This window comes from Enterococcus sp. NPDC086594 (assembly GCF_044746145.1).
GTDB lineage: Bacteria > Bacillota > Bacilli > Lactobacillales > Enterococcaceae > Enterococcus_D > Enterococcus_D entomosocium.
In genome coordinates this window covers 57358-74423 of sequence record NZ_JBIVBP010000001.1, presented here as the reverse complement: position 1 = coordinate 74423, position 17066 = coordinate 57358, and the positions used below count along the sequence as shown (strand labels likewise).

At 43.4% G+C, this 17066-nt stretch carries 16 protein-coding genes and 1 pseudogene; 13 read left to right on the top strand and 4 right to left on the bottom strand.

The window, feature by feature from the left end; all coding sequences use genetic code 11:
* Positions 1–2: 2 nt before the first annotated feature.
* Complete coding sequence (locus ACIPK1_RS00365) at positions 3–1517, bottom strand: flavocytochrome c (RefSeq protein WP_008378933.1); 1515 nt, start codon at positions 1515–1517, stop codon at positions 3–5.
* Positions 1518–2089: 572 nt separating this feature from the next.
* On the opposite strand from ACIPK1_RS00365, the gene ACIPK1_RS00360 reads away from it, so the two are divergent.
* From ACIPK1_RS00360 to ACIPK1_RS00350, 3 genes and pseudogenes are all read left to right on the top strand, one after another.
* Complete coding sequence (locus ACIPK1_RS00360; RefSeq protein WP_005234801.1) at positions 2090–2812, top strand: metal ABC transporter ATP-binding protein; 723 nt, start codon at positions 2090–2092, stop codon at positions 2810–2812.
* A 1-nt stretch (position 2813) separates the two neighbouring features.
* Positions 2814–3566: pseudogene (locus ACIPK1_RS00355) on the top strand (iron chelate uptake ABC transporter family permease subunit); the annotation flags it as partial.
* A 129-nt stretch (positions 3567–3695) separates the two neighbouring features.
* Positions 3696–4571 (top strand): metal ABC transporter substrate-binding protein, encoded by an 876-nt coding sequence (locus tag ACIPK1_RS00350; protein ID WP_050790983.1) that lies wholly within the window; start codon positions 3696–3698, stop codon positions 4569–4571.
* Between the two features lie 27 nt (positions 4572–4598).
* On the opposite strand, the gene ACIPK1_RS00345 is transcribed toward ACIPK1_RS00350, so the two are convergent.
* The 3 genes from ACIPK1_RS00345 to ACIPK1_RS00335 form a co-directional block, all read right to left on the bottom strand.
* Positions 4599–4772 carry a hypothetical protein gene (locus ACIPK1_RS00345; protein WP_005234804.1) on the bottom strand — a complete coding sequence of 58 codons (174 nt, stop codon included), beginning with the start codon at positions 4770–4772 and terminating at the stop codon, positions 4599–4601.
* Positions 4773–4906: 134 nt separating this feature from the next.
* Positions 4907–5767 (bottom strand): metallophosphoesterase, encoded by an 861-nt coding sequence (locus tag ACIPK1_RS00340; protein ID WP_005234806.1) that lies wholly within the window; start codon positions 5765–5767, stop codon positions 4907–4909.
* Between the two features lie 173 nt (positions 5768–5940).
* Positions 5941–6657 carry a hypothetical protein gene (locus ACIPK1_RS00335; RefSeq protein WP_005234809.1) on the bottom strand — a complete coding sequence of 239 codons (717 nt, stop codon included), beginning with the start codon at positions 6655–6657 and terminating at the stop codon, positions 5941–5943.
* A gap of 185 nt (positions 6658–6842) precedes the next feature.
* Here ACIPK1_RS00335 and ACIPK1_RS00330 point away from each other — a divergent pair, with 185 nt between their 5' ends.
* The 10 genes from ACIPK1_RS00330 (at position 6843) to ACIPK1_RS00285 (ending at position 17059) form a co-directional block, all read left to right on the top strand.
* Positions 6843–7613 (top strand): TatD family hydrolase, encoded by a 771-nt coding sequence (locus ACIPK1_RS00330; protein WP_061054395.1) that lies wholly within the window; start codon positions 6843–6845, stop codon positions 7611–7613.
* A complete protein-coding gene (gene rnmV / locus ACIPK1_RS00325) occupies positions 7606–8178 on the top strand; it encodes a ribonuclease M5 (protein WP_005234813.1) in 573 nt (190 codons plus the stop codon). Before ACIPK1_RS00330 ends, rnmV begins: the two co-directional genes overlap by 8 nt.
* Positions 8175–9062: a 16S rRNA (adenine(1518)-N(6)/adenine(1519)-N(6))-dimethyltransferase RsmA gene (gene rsmA, locus ACIPK1_RS00320; RefSeq protein WP_008378923.1), complete on the top strand. Its 888-nt coding sequence runs from the start codon at positions 8175–8177 to the stop codon at positions 9060–9062. The genes rnmV and rsmA overlap by 4 nt, the downstream gene beginning before the upstream one ends.
* 118 nt (positions 9063–9180) lie before the next feature.
* Positions 9181–9792, top strand: a complete 612-nt coding sequence (locus tag ACIPK1_RS00315; protein WP_005225537.1) for a hypothetical protein — start codon at positions 9181–9183, stop codon at positions 9790–9792.
* 138 nt (positions 9793–9930) lie between these two features.
* Positions 9931–10701 (top strand): C39 family peptidase, encoded by a 771-nt coding sequence (locus tag ACIPK1_RS00310; RefSeq protein ID WP_005234818.1) that lies wholly within the window; start codon positions 9931–9933, stop codon positions 10699–10701.
* Between the two features lie 399 nt (positions 10702–11100).
* Complete coding sequence (metA, locus tag ACIPK1_RS00305; protein ID WP_244732169.1) at positions 11101–12069, top strand: homoserine O-succinyltransferase; 969 nt, start codon at positions 11101–11103, stop codon at positions 12067–12069.
* Entirely contained in the window at positions 12059–13258 is a 1200-nt protein-coding gene (locus ACIPK1_RS00300) for a MalY/PatB family protein (protein WP_400449646.1), read from the top strand. Before metA ends, ACIPK1_RS00300 begins: the two co-directional genes overlap by 11 nt.
* Positions 13248–14342 carry an aminotransferase class I/II-fold pyridoxal phosphate-dependent enzyme gene (locus ACIPK1_RS00295; protein ID WP_400449644.1) on the top strand — a complete coding sequence of 365 codons (1095 nt, stop codon included), beginning with the start codon at positions 13248–13250 and terminating at the stop codon, positions 14340–14342. Before ACIPK1_RS00300 ends, ACIPK1_RS00295 begins: the two co-directional genes overlap by 11 nt.
* Positions 14343–14597: 255 nt before the next feature.
* Complete coding sequence (locus ACIPK1_RS00290; protein WP_005234826.1) at positions 14598–15428, top strand: MetQ/NlpA family ABC transporter substrate-binding protein; 831 nt, start codon at positions 14598–14600, stop codon at positions 15426–15428.
* Positions 15429–15478: 50 nt separating this feature from the next.
* Positions 15479–17059 carry an ABC transporter substrate-binding protein gene (locus ACIPK1_RS00285; protein WP_016613557.1) on the top strand — a complete coding sequence of 527 codons (1581 nt, stop codon included), beginning with the start codon at positions 15479–15481 and terminating at the stop codon, positions 17057–17059.
* Positions 17060–17066 lie beyond the last annotated feature (7 nt).

Below are 17066 nucleotides of genomic sequence, written 5' to 3'. Positions count from 1 at the left end.
TTTTAATTTTCTTGCGCAAATTCGGCAGCTTTTGTTCCTGCTTGGCGTCCGAAGATGATGATATCGGCAACGGCATTACCGCCAATTCGGTTTTCACCATGCAACCCACCAGTTACTTCACCGGCTGCAAAAAGACCTGGAATGATCTCGTTATCCGTAGCGATCACTTCTGTGTTGGTGTTGATCTTCACGCCGCCCATCGTGTGGTGGATACCAGGAGCGATGGCAATGGCATAGTAAGGTCCTGTTGACAAATCGTTGTCCATTGCTGTGCTGCGTCCAAAGGCTTCGTCTTCACCAGCAGCTACACTGCTGTTCCAGGTAGCGATCGTTTCAGCAAGCGCTGCTTCTGGCATGTCCAATTCTTTTGCCAATTCTTCAATCGTGTCAGCGGATTTGACTAACCCTTGTTGCTCGTAAAAATCAATGGCTGTTACGCGTTCTTTGACACCTGCATCAAAAACTAACGTTGCCGATTTTTCAGGTAGGGCAATAATCGCTTCAGAGACTTTGTCTCGTGTTTCCATTTCATTGAAGAACCGTTCGCCTTCTTGATTGACCAAGATCGCGCCTTCTCCACGGACAGCTTCAGTGATCAACAGTGATTTAGACTGATCCACTGTTGGGTGGATTTGGATTTGCTCTAAATCAACCGTTTGTCCGCCTAACGCTTCGATCATTTTGATTCCATCACCAGTCGAACCCTCTTGGTTCGTTGTCACGTAGTCTGCCAATTCTGGTTTGTACTCGGTGATCATGTCGAAATTGGCACCGAAACCGCCTGTTGTAACGACAACTGCTTTGGCATCAATGGTTTGTTCGTTTCCTTCTACTTCAACGGTCACCCCGTTGACTTGACCATCTTCTTCATTGATTTCTTTGACATCGGCATTTACAAAAATTGGGATTTCCAATTCATGGATGTTGCGCATCAAGCCATCAACTAAGTATTCCCCAACCGCGGAACCATCAGATGGACGGTGCGTTCTTTTTTCACTCATCCCGCCAGTCGTTGTTAAGTTGTCTAAAGTGATACCCATGGAATCTAACCAATCGATCGCTTCTGCTGAATGATCCACAAAGTAGCGCAACAATTCTTCATCATTGGTGTTGTGACCGCCAGCTAATGTTTCTTCATAGAATAGATCGTTTGAATCTTCAATGCCTTCTGCTTCTTGGAATTTGGTTTCTGAAGCGTTCATTCCTGCAGAAGATTTCAATGTATTCCCACCAGAAATTGGCATTTTTTCTAAAATAACTGGGTTTGCGCCAGCTTCCTTTGCTTGGATCGCAGCGGCCATTCCAGCGCCACCCGCACCGACAATCACGACATCGTAGCTGTCTGCAAGTTCGCTAGGGTCTGTGTATTCTTGACCAGATGCAGCTGAAGTTGCATCTGTTTCTTCATTAGCAGATGAACCAGTACTTGTGCTGCTGCTTGTTTGTGAATCAGCGCCACAAGCACTCAAAGTTGCTAACGAGGTTAGGACTAATAGTGTTTGGAAAATTTTCTTCATTGTTTTTATTCCTCCTAAAACTTTTTCCAAATCAAAGACTAACATAGTTGTCATGTTATTTTTAGGTTTTGTTCGAAAAATCACATAATAATTAGAAAAGTTTAATTTATAAAGCGTTTTAGTCGAGGTAAAAGGGTTTCTTGGTCATCATAAAAAAGAGTGAATTCGTAAATTTATGGAAATAGAAGAATTATTGATTCTTTGATTTGTTTGGTATTAATCATAAAGGGAGAAAGCAAAGAGGCTTTGATTAGCCTCTCTTCTGTTATTGAAAAACGTACGTCACTGAGGTGCCGAGGAATGATCTCTTTTATTAAGAATAAATCAAACGCTTTGCGATCAAAAGATAGAAAGAAATTGATGGCATCCGTGTTTGTGGGCACCAATTTTTACTCAATAAATAAAGATAGAACCTTAGTTTTCAAGAGTCATTGCCAAGAAACTGAGGTGTTTCTTAAAAAAATCAAGAGAACTGTCTTGCAAAACCAATCCTTTCTTGTATAATAAAAATAAGTTAGGTCTACCTAAAAAATAAATAAACTATCCTTAACTATGGAAATGGAGTGAAAATAATGATTACTTTTTCAGAAATATCCGCAGCCTATGATGGCAATCATCAAGTGATCTCGGATTTGTCGTTTCAAGTAGAGAAACCAGCGATCGTAGGGATCATCGGACCAAATGGCGCAGGGAAGTCAACGCTGATCAAAGCGGCGTTGAAGTTGATCCCTTCCAGTGGGAACATGAGTGTCAACAAAAAAGCGTTAAAAGACTTTCAAAAGGAAATTGCCTATGTCGAACAAAAGACTGCGGTTGATTACACGTTTCCGATCACAGTCAAAGAAGTCGTATCTTTAGGCTTGTATCCTAAGATGCGCATGTTCCAAAGAATGTCGGCCAACGATTGGCAGAAAGTGACAGCCGCTCTGGCAGCGGTAGAAATGGAATCCTTTGCGGAGCGTCAGATTGGGGAATTGTCCGGTGGGCAGTTTCAGCGGGTCTTGATTGCTCGAACGTTGGTGCAAGATGCTAACTATATCTTCCTCGATGAGCCCTTTGTAGGGATCGATGCCACCAGTGAAGCGATCATCGTCGGCCTGTTGCGTAACTTGCGAGATGCCGGAAAGACGATTTTTATCGTTCATCATGATCTGGGGAAAATCACCGAATACTTTGATTACTTGGTTTTTCTCAATCAAACCCTGATCGCTGCGGGCCCAGTGAGTGAAGTCTTTACCGAAAGCAATTTGAAGCAAACATTTGGCGATGCGATCATCGTGAAAGGAGGCGTTTAACATGTTGACAAGCTTTTTTACCAGTTTAAGTAACTATCATTTCTTGCAAAATGCCTTGATCACGGCAGTCGCGATCGGAATCGTCGCAGGGGTGATCGGTTGTTTTATTATCTTACGAGGGATGTCCTTGATGGGGGATGCAATCTCTCATGCGGTCTTACCAGGGGTAGCCTTGTCTTATATCTTCGGCGTTCATTTTTTTGTCGGGGCGATCTTCTTTGGGATCTTGGCTTCCATGATTATTACCTATATCGCCAATAACAGCCTGATCAAAAGTGATACGGCGATCGGTATCACCTTTAGTTCGTTTCTAGCTTTAGGGGTTATCTTGATTGGGGTAGCAAACAGTTCGACTGATTTGTTTCACATTTTGTTTGGGAATGTGCTAGCGGTACAAGATAGCGACAAATGGCTGACGATCGCTATCGCTATCCTTGTGCTGGCAGTGATCATCCTTTTCTTCCGTCCACTGTTGATCACGTCTTTTGATCCGATGATGGCAAAGGCTTTTGGGATGAAAGTGCAAGCCTATCACTACTTATTGATGTTCTTATTAACTTTGGTTTCAGTGACAGCGATGCAAAGCGTCGGAACGATCTTGATCGTGGCTTTATTAGTCACTCCAGCAGCAACGGCTTATTTATATACAAAACAATTGAAGCATATGATGATCATCGCAGGGGTTTTAGGTGGTCTCGCCTCATTTATCGGCTTGTTTATCGGGTACAGCTTTAATATTGCCGCAGGATCAAGTATCGTTTTGACCGCAGGAGCCTTTTTCGTGATCGGTTTCTTGTTCTCACCAAAACAAAAGACCAGTCCAGTCAAGCGCTGGTCAGCGACAGCGGTTTTAGCAACGGCAGCTGTAGCCGGTGGCTTCTTTTTGGCACAGCAAAACGGACAGATGGACCAAACAGAAGGGAAACTTTCAGTAGTAGCGACCAATTCGATCATTGCTGATATTACGGAAAACATTGCCGGTGATCGAATCGATCTTCACAGTATCGTACCAGTGGGGCGTGATCCCCATGAATATGAACCTTTAGTGGAAGATGTTCGAAAAGCGACCGATGCTGATCTTATCCTTTATAACGGCTTGAATCTAGAAACTGGCGGCAATGGCTGGTTTACCAAATTGATGAACAATGCCAATAAGGTAGAAAATGAAGATTACTTTGCCGTCAGTGATGGCGTGGATGTGCTTTATTTATCTGATGATGAAGACCACAGCAAAGCCGATCCTCATGCATGGTTAAATCTAGAAAACGGCATGATCTATGCCCGTAACATCGCTCAACGCCTGAGTGAAAAGGACCCTGACAATCGCTCTTTCTATGAAGAAAACCTTGAACGCTACTTGGCTTCATTAGAAGAACTGGATCAGCAAGCGAAGGAAAACTTCCAATCGATTCCTGAAGAGAAGAAATTGATCGTCACCAGTGAGGGAGCCTTCAAATACTTCTCTAAAGCCTATGGTGTACCGTCTGCCTATATTTGGGAAATCAATACCGAAGAAGAAGGTACCCCTGCGCAAATCAAAAACTTAGTGGATCAGCTGCAAAACTCAGCCGTCGCTTCCTTGTTTGTCGAAAGCAGCGTCAATACTCGTCCAATGCAAAGTGTTTCTCGTGATGCGGGCATTCCGATTTTCGGAACCGTCTTTACCGATTCGATTGCAGAACCGGGAGAAGAAGGCGACAGCTACTATAACATGATGAAGTGGAATCTCGAGACGATTTATCAAGGCTTGAATCAATAATACAAAAACATCCTTAGCTCGTTCTGGCTAAGGATGTTTTTTCGTCGTATTTTTGTGCTGGAGAAAAGCAAAGAGATAAAATCCGCAGCCCATCAAGGCAGCAAGAAATGCGATGACAGGAAAGTACAACCCCTGACCGTAAACATAGGCTGTATAAGCAAAGAAGGCGATCAAAAACCAGAGTGTTCCTGAGATGACCATTTTTTGGTTCCTCCTAATTGTTTAAAAGTATTTATTTGGTATATTTTAACACGATAGGGGCAAAAAGAAAATCAGCGAATCGAACGTTTGCTGAAACGATTTGCTGATTTTTTCCCAATTACAACGATGAACAGTTAAGAAACGTTCAATTGCTGTTGCGGTTCTAAATGGTAATAAAGGATCTCTGGCGGGACGCCGAGTCGGGCGGGAATCTTGGTCATACCGACCCCACTGGAAACACTCAATAAGGTCTCATTTCCTAAAAGGTAGAGCCCATCGGTATATTTCAACGCGCCCTTTGTTTTCGCATAATAAAAAGGCAAGCGAATCTGCCCGCCATGGCTATGGCCAGAAAGAATCAAGTCGTAGTTTGGCAGATTGGTGATCCGAGAAACATAATCGGGTTCATGGAGCAAAAGCAGCTGCCATTCTGCTAAGGTTGCTTCATAGGTAAAACTGACTTTCGGACTTTCTATATCGATACCGACAATATTCATCGACGTCTTGTCATCAGAACCAAAAACCGACTCATTATCAAGTAAGGTAAACCCTGCATGCTGGTATATTTCCTTAACAAAGTAATGACCGTCATTCAAATGGTCATGGTTCCCCATAACTGCGATCTTACCCAGAGGCGCTTGCAATTTTTTCAGCTTTTCGATCAGTCGCTTGGTTGAACGATGCGGCCATTTTTTATAATTATCGATCAGATCCCCCGTGATGATGATCAGATCCGGCTTGTTTTGGATCGTTGATCGAATGATGCGATTCATTCGTCTTGGTTTAAACCAACGAGAAAAATGGAGATCACTGATATGGGCAATCACGATATTGCTTTCTGCTTGGTAAAGGTCATAAGCTTTTGAAATATCTAAGACGGTGCGCTTGTCTTTTTTTATGAGATAATGCCGTTGTTTGAGAAGATGCGGTTCAATAATAAAGGAGTAAACTAGCAAGCCCGTAAGGAGGAATGCAATAAGAATGAGGGTGTACATGGCGTGGCTCCTTTTTTGATTTGCTAGTTTCTAGCATAGTAGATTCTTACAAAAAAAGCAATCATACGGAAGCAAAAATAACAAAAAATATCCATCGTATTTCGCTTGATTTTTCCATTAAAAAAGATACAAAAGAAGCTGCAACAGCCTATCTTTTGTATCCTAGATCGCAATTATTTGATTTTCACCAATCGTTTGAAGCGTGCCTTGTGTTTGACAGGGATCAAAGCCATGACACAATCATAAGGGACAGAGATGATCGCCCATGCGAGACTTTTACTTGAAGCAAAGGGATAGTTTTGCTGTAAGACAAAATGGCCACTGATCAAGGCAAAACCGATACTCCCGACCCACAGCCATTGCGGGTCCCAATTCGTGAAGTGCTGGAGGGCTGTGATGACAAACGGATAGCCGTAAAAGTACAATGCAGTCAAAACGAAAGTGACATTTTTGGTTAATTGACGCAAGGTCAGTAAGAAAAACAAGCCAGAAAGAACGATACCCAATGGAGGAAACAGACTAACTAAGAAGGAATAAACGATGCCCCATAAGATCATGCCTGGGCCTTTGACGAGAGCAGCTATGACAAAGACAAAAAGTAGGAATAAGAGCTGTTGCGAAAAACTTGCTGCCGTCAAAAGTCCGAAGAAACCAACCAATAACCAGTGAGAAAAAGTCGCTGTTTGATTCTTTTGTGGCGTCTGCTGCTGCAGTTTTAGCCATGTAGCAAAATTGGGGAAATCTTGCTGGAAATTTCGCTGAAAATCGCTATTGAATGCTTGATGGGCATTTTGCTGCCGATAGTAGTGATATTGATTTTTTAACGTGCCTTTAGTTGCTGCTTTTTGGCCAGAAAAAAAGCGGCCGGGATCAATTTTTGATCGTTCCATATTTCCACCTCCATACGATTTCGTTACCCTCAGTATAGAGAAAATCAGCTTCGGCGTCCTCCAACTTTGGGCGGATTTTTTTTGCTTGCTGAAAGTTTTCTTAAACTGCTGAAAAAAGCGGAGAGGATTCGTTTCTTAAACCGTCAAAATATGCTAGAGTATAGAAGGACTAAGGAGGAGATTTCATGATTTTTGATTCTCATACACATTTGAATGCAGAACAGTTTAACGAAGACATTCCCGAAACCGTCGCCCGTGCGCATGAACTAGGAGTAACGGAGATGGCGGTCGTCGGTTTCGATCAGCCAACGATTGAAAAATCGTTAGCATTAAGCAAAGAATATCCTGGCATTTACAGCATTATCGGTTGGCATCCCACCGAAGCTGGTTCTTATACCCCACACGTAGAAACCTATTTGCAAGAGCGCTTGGAACGACCAAAAGTCGTTGCCCTAGGTGAAATCGGTTTAGACTACCATTGGATGGAAGATCCGAAAGAAGTTCAAGAAAAGGTCTTTCGTCGGCAAATGGCAATCGCTCGTGAACATCAGCTGCCCATCAGTATTCATACCCGTGAAGCCTTAGAAGATACCTATGCGATCTTAAAGGATGAAAAAGTCCAAACAATCGGTGGTATTATGCACAGCTTTAGTGGAGACGGAGAATGGGCGAAAAAGTTCTTGGATCTAGGAATGTACATTTCCTTTAGTGGTGTCGTGACCTTCAAAAAGGCCACGGAGGTACAAAAAGCTGCACTAGTCGTACCACAAGATCGGCTACTCGTTGAGACTGACGCGCCGTATTTAGCCCCTGTTCCTTATCGCGGCAAACGCAATGAACCCGGCTATACCCATTATGTGGTGGATAAAATCGCGGAGCTGCGGCAAGAAGCGGTCGCTGATGTTGCGGCCTACACGACAAAAAATGCCCACCGCTTGTTTAGGATCAATGACTGATAAACCGAAAATCGAAGAAATCATTGTCGTCGAAGGCAAAGACGACACCCGTCGATTGCAAGAAGTGTTCGAAGTAGATACGATCGAAACGATCGGTTCAGCGATCGATGATACGATCCTTGATCAAATCGAGCATGCCCAAGAGACACGAGGGGTCATCGTGTTTACCGATCCCGATTTTTCGGGAGAAAAGATCCGCAAAATCATTATGGAAGTGGTTCCGGATGCCAAGCATGCCTTTTTACCGCGCAGTCAGGCAGCACCGAAAAGCAAAGGCAGTTTGGGCGTGGAACACGCCAGCCATGAAGCATTGAAAGAAGCCTTGCGAAAAGTCGTAACCCCGATTGCTTCAAATGAAGTCAGTGAAGGAACCATTGATCGCCAACAGTTATTAGCGTATGGCTTGATCGCAGGCGCTGGAGCAAAAGAGAAACGAGAGCGGCTAGGAGATCTTTTACGCATCGGCTATACGAACGGCAAACAATTAGAGAAGCGGCTGGCAATGTTTCGTATCACCGATGCAGAGTTGGCAGAAGCTATGAAAACAGTGGAGGAAGAATTGTGAAGGAAGAACGGGATATAGCAACCCCCTCAAGAACCAAAGAGATTTTAGCGAAACATGGCTTTACCTTTAAAAAAAGTTTAGGACAAAACTTCTTAACAGAACCGAATATTTTACGGAAAATCGTAGAAACAGCAGGCATCGACGAAACGACAAACGTCATTGAGGTTGGACCTGGAATCGGTGCGCTGACCGAACAGTTGGCAAAACATGCCAAGCAAGTGTTGGCGTTTGAAATTGATGATCGGTTGATCCCTGTATTAGCTGATACGATGCAGCCTTACGCAAACGTAAAGATCATTCATCAAGATGTCTTGCAAGCAGACCTATCAACGACCATTCGGTCAGAATTCAGCGATACGGCTGCTTCATTAAAAGTTGTCGCAAATCTGCCTTATTATATTACTACGCCTATCATGATGCACTTTTTAGAGTCTCAGGTACCAGTAGATGAAATGGTCGTGATGATGCAAAAAGAAGTGGCTGATCGAATCTCAGCAGTTCCCGGGACCAAAGCCTATGGCTCGTTGTCGATCGCTGTGCAATACTACATGGAAGCAAAACTGGCATTCATCGTCCCGAAAACCGTTTTTGTACCCCAACCGAATGTTGATTCGGCTATTTTGAAATTGACGCGCCGTCCACAACCAGCGGTCGCAGTCACCGATGAAAAAGAGTTCTTTAAATTAACGAAAGCAGCCTTTCAGTTGCGTCGTAAAACCCTTTGGAACAATTTGCAAAATAGCTATGGAAAAGATGAAGAAACCAAACAGTGGTTGGCAGACAGTTTAGAAGCAAGTGGGATCGATCCGAAACGTCGTGGAGAAACGCTGTCGTTAGCGGAATTTGCCAAATTAAGCAATGAAATGCAAGCGCGCAAAGGATAACTTCTATAAAAACGGATGTTGAATAAACATTCGTTTTTTTGTGTCTTGACACCTTGTGGAAATACCAGTAGAATAAGCAAGACAGAACTGTCATGACACATTGAAGGAGAGAGTATAAATGAAAAATCATTCCATCCGCCATTTAACGATCGCTGCATTGTTAATCGGCATGGGGATCGTCATTCCCATGGTAATGCCCAAAATCGTCATCGGACCTGCATCTTTTACCTTAGCTAGCCATGTTCCCGTATTTGTGGCGATGTTCTTTTCACCAGCGATGGCGATCGCTGTAGCTTTAGGAACGACCTTTGGCTTTTTCTTAACACTACCACCAATCATTGCATTACGGGCATTGTCCCATGTTGTTTTTGCAGTCATCGGTGCCTTTTATTTACAGAAGCACCCAGATATTTTACTGAAAAATGGCAAACCCTCTTTATTGAATATCAAATTTCAGAGCTTTAACTTGATTATCGGACTGATTCATTCTGCCGTTGAAATGGCAGTCGTTGCCGCCTTTTACTTCACAGGAAATGTACCAGGGACAGCATTCGATGGCAATTTCTACTATTTCTTGTTCGTTTTGATGGGGATCGGTGGCTTGATCCATAGCTTGATCGATTTCAATTTGGCTTATTTTGTTGCAGGTGCCTTAAGCAAACAATTTGATATTCGTTCGTTTTCAAAAGCAAAAGGACGCTTTATTCAGAAACAGAAGAAAGCGGCATAAGCGCCAGTTTGAATAGACCCGCTGCGTAAACGGGTCTATTTTTTTGTATTCAGATTAAGAAAATACTCCTTCTTAAAACGTTTATTATAGTGAAATAATAAACAGAAATAAGTTATAATATAAAAGAGGAGGAAGTAGATGAAGAAGAAAAAGTTAAAACGGTTACTTTTAGGTATGTTCGTCTTGATGCTCTTCTTTCTGCTGATTTTTTATGACAGTAAGAATGGGCAGTCCCCCTTTGAAAAGATAGAGGATGAATTGACACTAGCACTTTCGGATGAAGAACAAACATCAGAGCCTGAATACAGTGACGTTATTCAATTGGATGTTCCGTTAGAAAATCAATTCGATGAAGTTACGTTAGGAAATGGTTGTGAAGTAACGGCTTTATCGATGCTCTTGAATTTTTACGGATTTGATACCAATAAAAATCAATTGGCAGAAGAATTAGTGTATGTCCCACTTTATGAGGATTATAATCACCATGGAGATCCGCGAGAAGGCTTTGTTGGAAACATCTATGGCGGCGATAGCGCGATGGGTGTTGACGTAGAACCGATCACTGATGTCGCCGAAAGTATTGTAAAAGAGCAATATGAAGTCGTTAGTGGACGAGACAAAAGTTTTGATGAGATCGTCAAAGTCCTGCAATCTGGGAAACCAGTTTGGATGATCGCGACGTTAGAATTACAAGTACCTACCGATGCTGATTTCTTTCAATGGAATACCCAAAATGGCGAAATCCTTGTGACTGCATTGATCCATTCGGTAGTGATCACTGGCATCGATGGTGATACGATGTATGTCAACGACCCTTATGGGCATAAGGATCGCGAAGTCAGCAAAGAAGACTTAGCAGCGATCTATGAAAAAATGGGTCAGCAATACTTATATTTAGAAGAAATCTAAGAAAAAGTCTCAACTTGCCGTTGACAGTAAATGAAAAAACAATTATAATTTTTTAAAATTAAACAAAGAATTCGATAACGTTGAAGAGAAGAGTAGCAGATCAACAAAGGTACAGAGACTCCGGTTGGTGAAAAAGGAGACATGCGGTGATCAGTGAAGATGAGCTCTGAGTTTTTTTGTTGGTTCACGCCAGCAAAACGGCATGCGCCCGTTACAGCGCCAAGTATCATAGTGTACTGTTGAGGTGTTATTTGTGAGAATAGCACGAATTAGGGTGGTAACGCGCATCAAGTCGTCCCTTTTATCCATAAGGATAAAAGGGCGGCTTTTTTTGTTTTTCACAGCCGAAACTGTTCGCTTTCTCTTCAACAAGAAATTTATCTGTAAGGGGTTGAATCAATGCCAATCATTATTCCCAAAGAATTACCCGCTGCAGCGGTCCTGCAAAAAGAAAATGTCTTTGCCTTACTGCAGCATAAAGCGGCGAAGCAAGAGATCCGTCCCTTGAAAATCGCGATCGTCAATTTGATGCCGAAAAAGATCGCTACAGAAAATCAGTTGTTGCGTTTACTTTCCCAAAGTCCACTGCAAATTGAGGTGACTTTACTAAAAATGAAATACCACGAAAGCAAAAACACCTCTGTCGATCACATGGAAAAGTTTTATCAAGAATTTTCAGTGATCCAGCCGCAACGATTCGATGGCTTGATCATCACCGGAGCCCCAGTTGAAAAAATGGCATTCGAAGCCATTGACTATTGGCAAGAACTACAAAAAATCATGGATTGGAGTCAGACGAATTGCACTTCAGTCCTACATATTTGCTGGGGGGCACAAGCGGGGCTTTATTACCATTACGGTATCGACAAAGTGTTGTACCAAAGCAAATTGTTCGGTGTCTTCGAACAAACAGTCACGCATTTTCATCCACTGGTTCGGGGCTTTGACGACGTCTTTTATACACCGCATTCGCGCTATACTGGCATCGATGATGTCCAGCTGGCCCAAGCGCCTTTAGAAATATTGGCAGCGGGCGTTGAAACAGGGCCTTCCATCTTCGTATCAGAAGATCATAAAAATGCCTTCTTGCTAGGACATTTTGAATACCATTCAGCGACCTTGAATGAAGAGTACTTGCGAGACATGGAACGGGGCTTAGATACCGCGTTGCCCAAAAATTACTTTGCTTATGACCGCTTAGGGGGAAAAATCACCAACCGTTGGCGGGGACATGCCTCTTTGTTTTTCAGCAATTGGATCAATGAAACCTATTTGCGAACGCCGTATGACCTGTCCGTCATGCCAACGAAAGAAGGTTACCGAATTGGCAGTGAGCCAGAAGGTCGGGTGAGTATCAATGACGATTGAGCATTTTCTCTCCCACTATGCCAGGCAGCGAAAAGGCACCAATTCTTTAAAATGGGATCTTGTGGATCAACGGTTCCAAGGAGAAAAGCTTTTGCCTTTATGGGTAGCTGATATGGATTTTGCGGCGCCAAAGGCAGTGGAAGAAGCCTTGCAGCAACTGGTTGCTCAAGGAACCTTTGGCTATGCGATTCCCCCCTCAGGCTATTTTTTAGCCTATCAAGCTTGGCAAGATCGCCACTGGGGGACGAAATTCGAAGAAAAATGGCTCTCGTTTTCCACAGGGGTCGTCCAATCTTTGGTTGATTTGCTTCATTGTTTCACAGAACCTGACGATGGCATCTTGATCCAACCGCCCGTCTATTATCCCTTTTTTGACAGCATCAAAGAGACGAAAAGGCGCTTGATAGAAGCACCCTTGCAAAAGGTGAAGAATTCCTATCAAATCGATTTTGCTGCTTTTGAAGCCAAAATCATTGAAGAAAAAGTGAAACTATTTATTCTCTGCTCCCCCCACAATCCAGTAGGGCGGGTATGGCAAGAGAAAGAACTGCATCAGTTATTGGCCATTTGCCAAAAACATGAGGTTGTCGTGATCGCCGACGAGATCCATCGTGAACTGATACTCGGTGAGCAGCAATTTGTTTCAGCCGTGACAGTGGCACAGGGGTTCGGCTTTGAGAAGCTGATCGTTCTGGATTCGCCCTCAAAAACCTTCAACTTAGCAGGATTGTTACTCTCTCATGTTTGGATTCCTGATTTAGAGATGCGCAGAGCCTATCAGGCTTGGTGCCGACAATACAAGCAGACGGAAGTCAATCGTTTGGGATTGGTGGCTGCGAAAGCCGCGTATGAATCGGGGGATCAATGGCTAGATGACCTGCTTATGGTGATTGCTGCCAATGAACAAATGGTCCGCCAGCAACTGCAAGAAGCATTTCCCAAAATTGAGCTCCTGCCATTAGAAGGAACCTATCTTCTCTGGGTCGATCTGCGGCAAGTCATCGCCAAAGAACGAACCAAGCACGTGATCCAAGATACTGCCGGTCTGGCAGTCGACTATGGGGAATGGTTTTCACAAGACGGTCAGGGCATGATTCGTCTGAATCTTGCGACAACACCAACGATCATTCAAAAAGCCCTTGATCGTTTGATTGAGGCAATCAAAAAGGAGGAACGACATGACCATTGATACAGCAACTTTTCTGGCCCAATTAGGCAATCATTCGGATCAGCAAACCGGGGCGATCAGCCCGCCAATTTATCTTTCCACGACCTTTGCACATCCTGAATTGGGGCAAAGTACCGGCTATGATTATACTAGGACCAAAAATCCGACCCGGGATATTTTAGAAGCAGGCCTTGCCGAATTAGAAAAAGGGGCTCGGGCAGTAGTGACCAGCTCTGGCATGAGTGCGATCGCTTTGATTTTTGATTTATTTGCCAGCGGCAGCCGCTTTTTGGTTTCTCGTGACTTGTACGGCGGTAGCTTTCGCTATTTTGCGGAACTGGAAAATAGCCAGCGGGCCTTTTTCGATACCTTCAGTACTTTAGCCGAATTAAGTGAAAAATTAACTGACGAGGTAACGGCTGTCTTCTTAGAGACCCCAACGAATCCTTTGATGACCGTGACGGATATTGCTGAAACCGCCAAGCTTGCTCACAATCATGGGGCACTATTGATCGTGGATAATACCTTTTTGACGCCGTTACGGCAGTTGCCATTAGAAGAAGGCGCGGATCTAGTGATCCATTCAGGCACCAAATTCTTATCTGGCCACAATGATATTTTGGCTGGTGTCGTGATCGCCAAAGATGCGCAAGTAGGGGAGCGTTTGAATTATTTAGCCAATACTTCAGGCCCGACTTTGAGCAGCTTTGATACGTGGTTATTTATCCGAAGTTTAAAGACGCTGCCGTTGCGCTTTGAACGACAGGAAGCCAACGCCAAGGAAGTCGGCCGTTTTTTACGAGCCCATCCGGCGATCAAAGAGGTGCTGTACCCGAATGCCGGCGCGATGATCAGTATTCGGGTGCTTGATGAAACCAAAATCAGCGGCTTCTTAGCGGCATTAAAGGTTTTTACCTTTGCAGAAAGCCTAGGTGGTGTGGAAAGTCTTATCACGTATCCAACGACACAGACTCACGCCGATATTCCTCAAGAGGTACGAGAATCTTATGGATTGACGCCGGATCTTTTACGGATCTCCATTGGGATCGAAAGTAGTAAAGATTTGATCGATGACTTAGAAAATGCACTGAAGATATTCAAATAACCCGACCACAGATCAGCTAGTTAAAAACTTACTTTTGTAGAGTAATTTTATTGACAGTTTTAGTTGTATAGGATAAAGTTACACTACATATGAATAGTGAGTCCGATGTTTTCGGTTGACGGCAACAGGCATTTGCCATTTCTCCTTTGAAAAAACAATTTGTTTTGAGAAACAGAGGTGAAATTGGTCTAGTTGAGCAATACGTCAAGAAAACGGGACGATTGATCTGAGGAGGGAACAAAAGGGGAAAAAGGGATGAAAAGAAACGTAGTAAAGGGATTGGCAACAGGGGCTCTTGGATTGCTGGCATTGTTCAGCTTCGCCGCTTGCGGCAGCAGTCAAGCAGATGAGGAAGCCACCGTTGTCAAATTGGGTGTCGTGGGTGAGCAAAACGAAGCCTGGGAACATGTGCAGGAAGAATTGAAGGAAAACGAAAATATCGACTTGCAATTGGTGAAATTCACCGATTATCGTCAGCCAATCGTGGCGCTTGAGGATGGCTCAATTGACCTTCACGCAGCATTGACGGAGATTTTTATGGACAATGTCAACGAAGAAAGTGGTTATTCCAACACGACGATTGCCTATACGACATTAAACCCACTTGGTATTTATTCCGATAAAATCACCGATGTCAACGAATTGGCAGATGGTGCTACGGTGGCTTTACCCAATGATGTCTCAAATGAGAGCCGTGCACTATTACTCTTACAGACCGCCGGTTTGATCACTTTGGATGAATCAAAAGGTTTACTGCCAACAACCAGTGATGTCATTGACAATCCCAAAGCCCTGAAATTTGAGCTACTTGACTCCAATCAAACTGCTCGGGCAATGACCGATGTCGACATTTCTTTGATCAATAATGGCATGGCCGTCGATGCTGGTTTGGTTCCTACAGAAGATGCGATTTTCTTAGAACCTGTGGCTGATTCCTCCAAGCCTTATTATAATGTGATCGCTGCGCGAGCAGACGAAGCAGACAATGACGTTTACCAAACGGTCGTTCGATATTATCAGACCGATGAAGTAAAAGCAATCATCGAGGAAGTAACAAAGAAATCTAGTATACCTGTATGGGAATAGAAAGTTAAAAACGACTATTACTATATAGGAACAGGAAGTAGGATGGAAAAATGATAAATTGGAAAAAAGGTTTAGCAAGTGTTGCCGTCGTTGGACTAGGATTTGTTCTAGCAGCCTGCGGTGGATCAAATACAGAAGAAACGTCAACCAGTAGTGCAGCTGGAGCTGGGGATGATTCAACATTCACTTATGCGATCAGCGGGGACCCATCGTCCACTAACCCGATCAACACCAGTGATCGTTGGGGATTGACAGTGACAAACATGATCTATTCTCCACTAGTTACAGTGGAAGCAGACGGAACAACACAAAATGCGTTGGCAGAATCAGTGGAACCAGCTGAAGACGGCCTTTCATTGACAGTACATTTGAAACAAGATGTGAAATGGTCAGATGGCGAAGACTTTACCGCCGATGACGTTGTTTTCACATATGAACAAAAAGTCAAAAAAGAAAATGGCAATGCCGATTCCCTTTGGGTCGACGACCAACCAATCGCGATCGAAAAAGTGGATGAATACACCGTCAAATTCGTGTTGCCGACACCGAGTGCGGCAGCGATCAGCAATATTGCAACCGAAACATACATCATTCCCGAGCATATCTTTAAAGATGTTACCGACTTCTCTGTCAGTGAACTGCCTGAAAAACCAGTCGGCACTGGTCCGTATCAACTGAAAGAATACAAACGTGGTGAGTACTTTACTTTTGAAGCCAATGAAAACTATTATGGCGGCAAGCCTTCGATTCAAAATGTGACGTTGCGCATCATCGAAAGTACCGATACTGCGAAAGTCGCTTTGCAAAAAGGGGAAGTGGATGCAGCCGTTGTCTTGCCTTCAGATATTGAAGACTTAGATGATGAGCAGATCTCTGTTTATCCTTATACTGAAAACCGTGTTGGTTATCTAGGCTTGAACACTCACTCAGATGCTTTGCAAGATGTGAAAGTTCGACAAGCAGTTCTCTATGCGTTGAACAAAGATGAATTAAATCAAGCAGCATATTTAGATGAAGAGTATTATGCAACACCATATTCATTCTTGCCACCGAACAACCCATACGTCACTGATGATGTTGAAAAATATGAGACGAATGCTGAAAAAGCAAAAGAACTTTTACAAGAAGCTGGTGTGACTGATTTGTCATTGAATTTGGCTTTCAACTCAACCGATCCAGCCCAAACGATCCAAGCTACGTTGATCCAACAACAATTGCAACAAGCAGGCATAACGGTTACACTTGAAGGTGGCGATGGTACAGCGATCTTTACCGAGTTGAAGAAACCTGATTCAACGAAGTACAACTTATTCCTTGGCGGGTATATCATGGGAAATGACCCTGACTTATACGGCAGTCTATTTGAAACTGGCGGTAGTGCCAACTACTTCCAAAGCAATAGCGAAACCATTGACAATTTGTTTGCCCAAGCAGCAGTTGAATTAGACACGGACAAACGTGAAGCATTGTATGATGATTTGCAAAAGGCCATTGCTGACGAAGCGATCATTTACCCAATCGTTGACAACAAGAAAATCCTAGCGGTCAATAACCGAATTGGTAATGTAGAAGATGCAGGTTTGATCCCAATCTATACATTCGAAGATATGTCTAAATTGACAATCAAGTAAATCCATT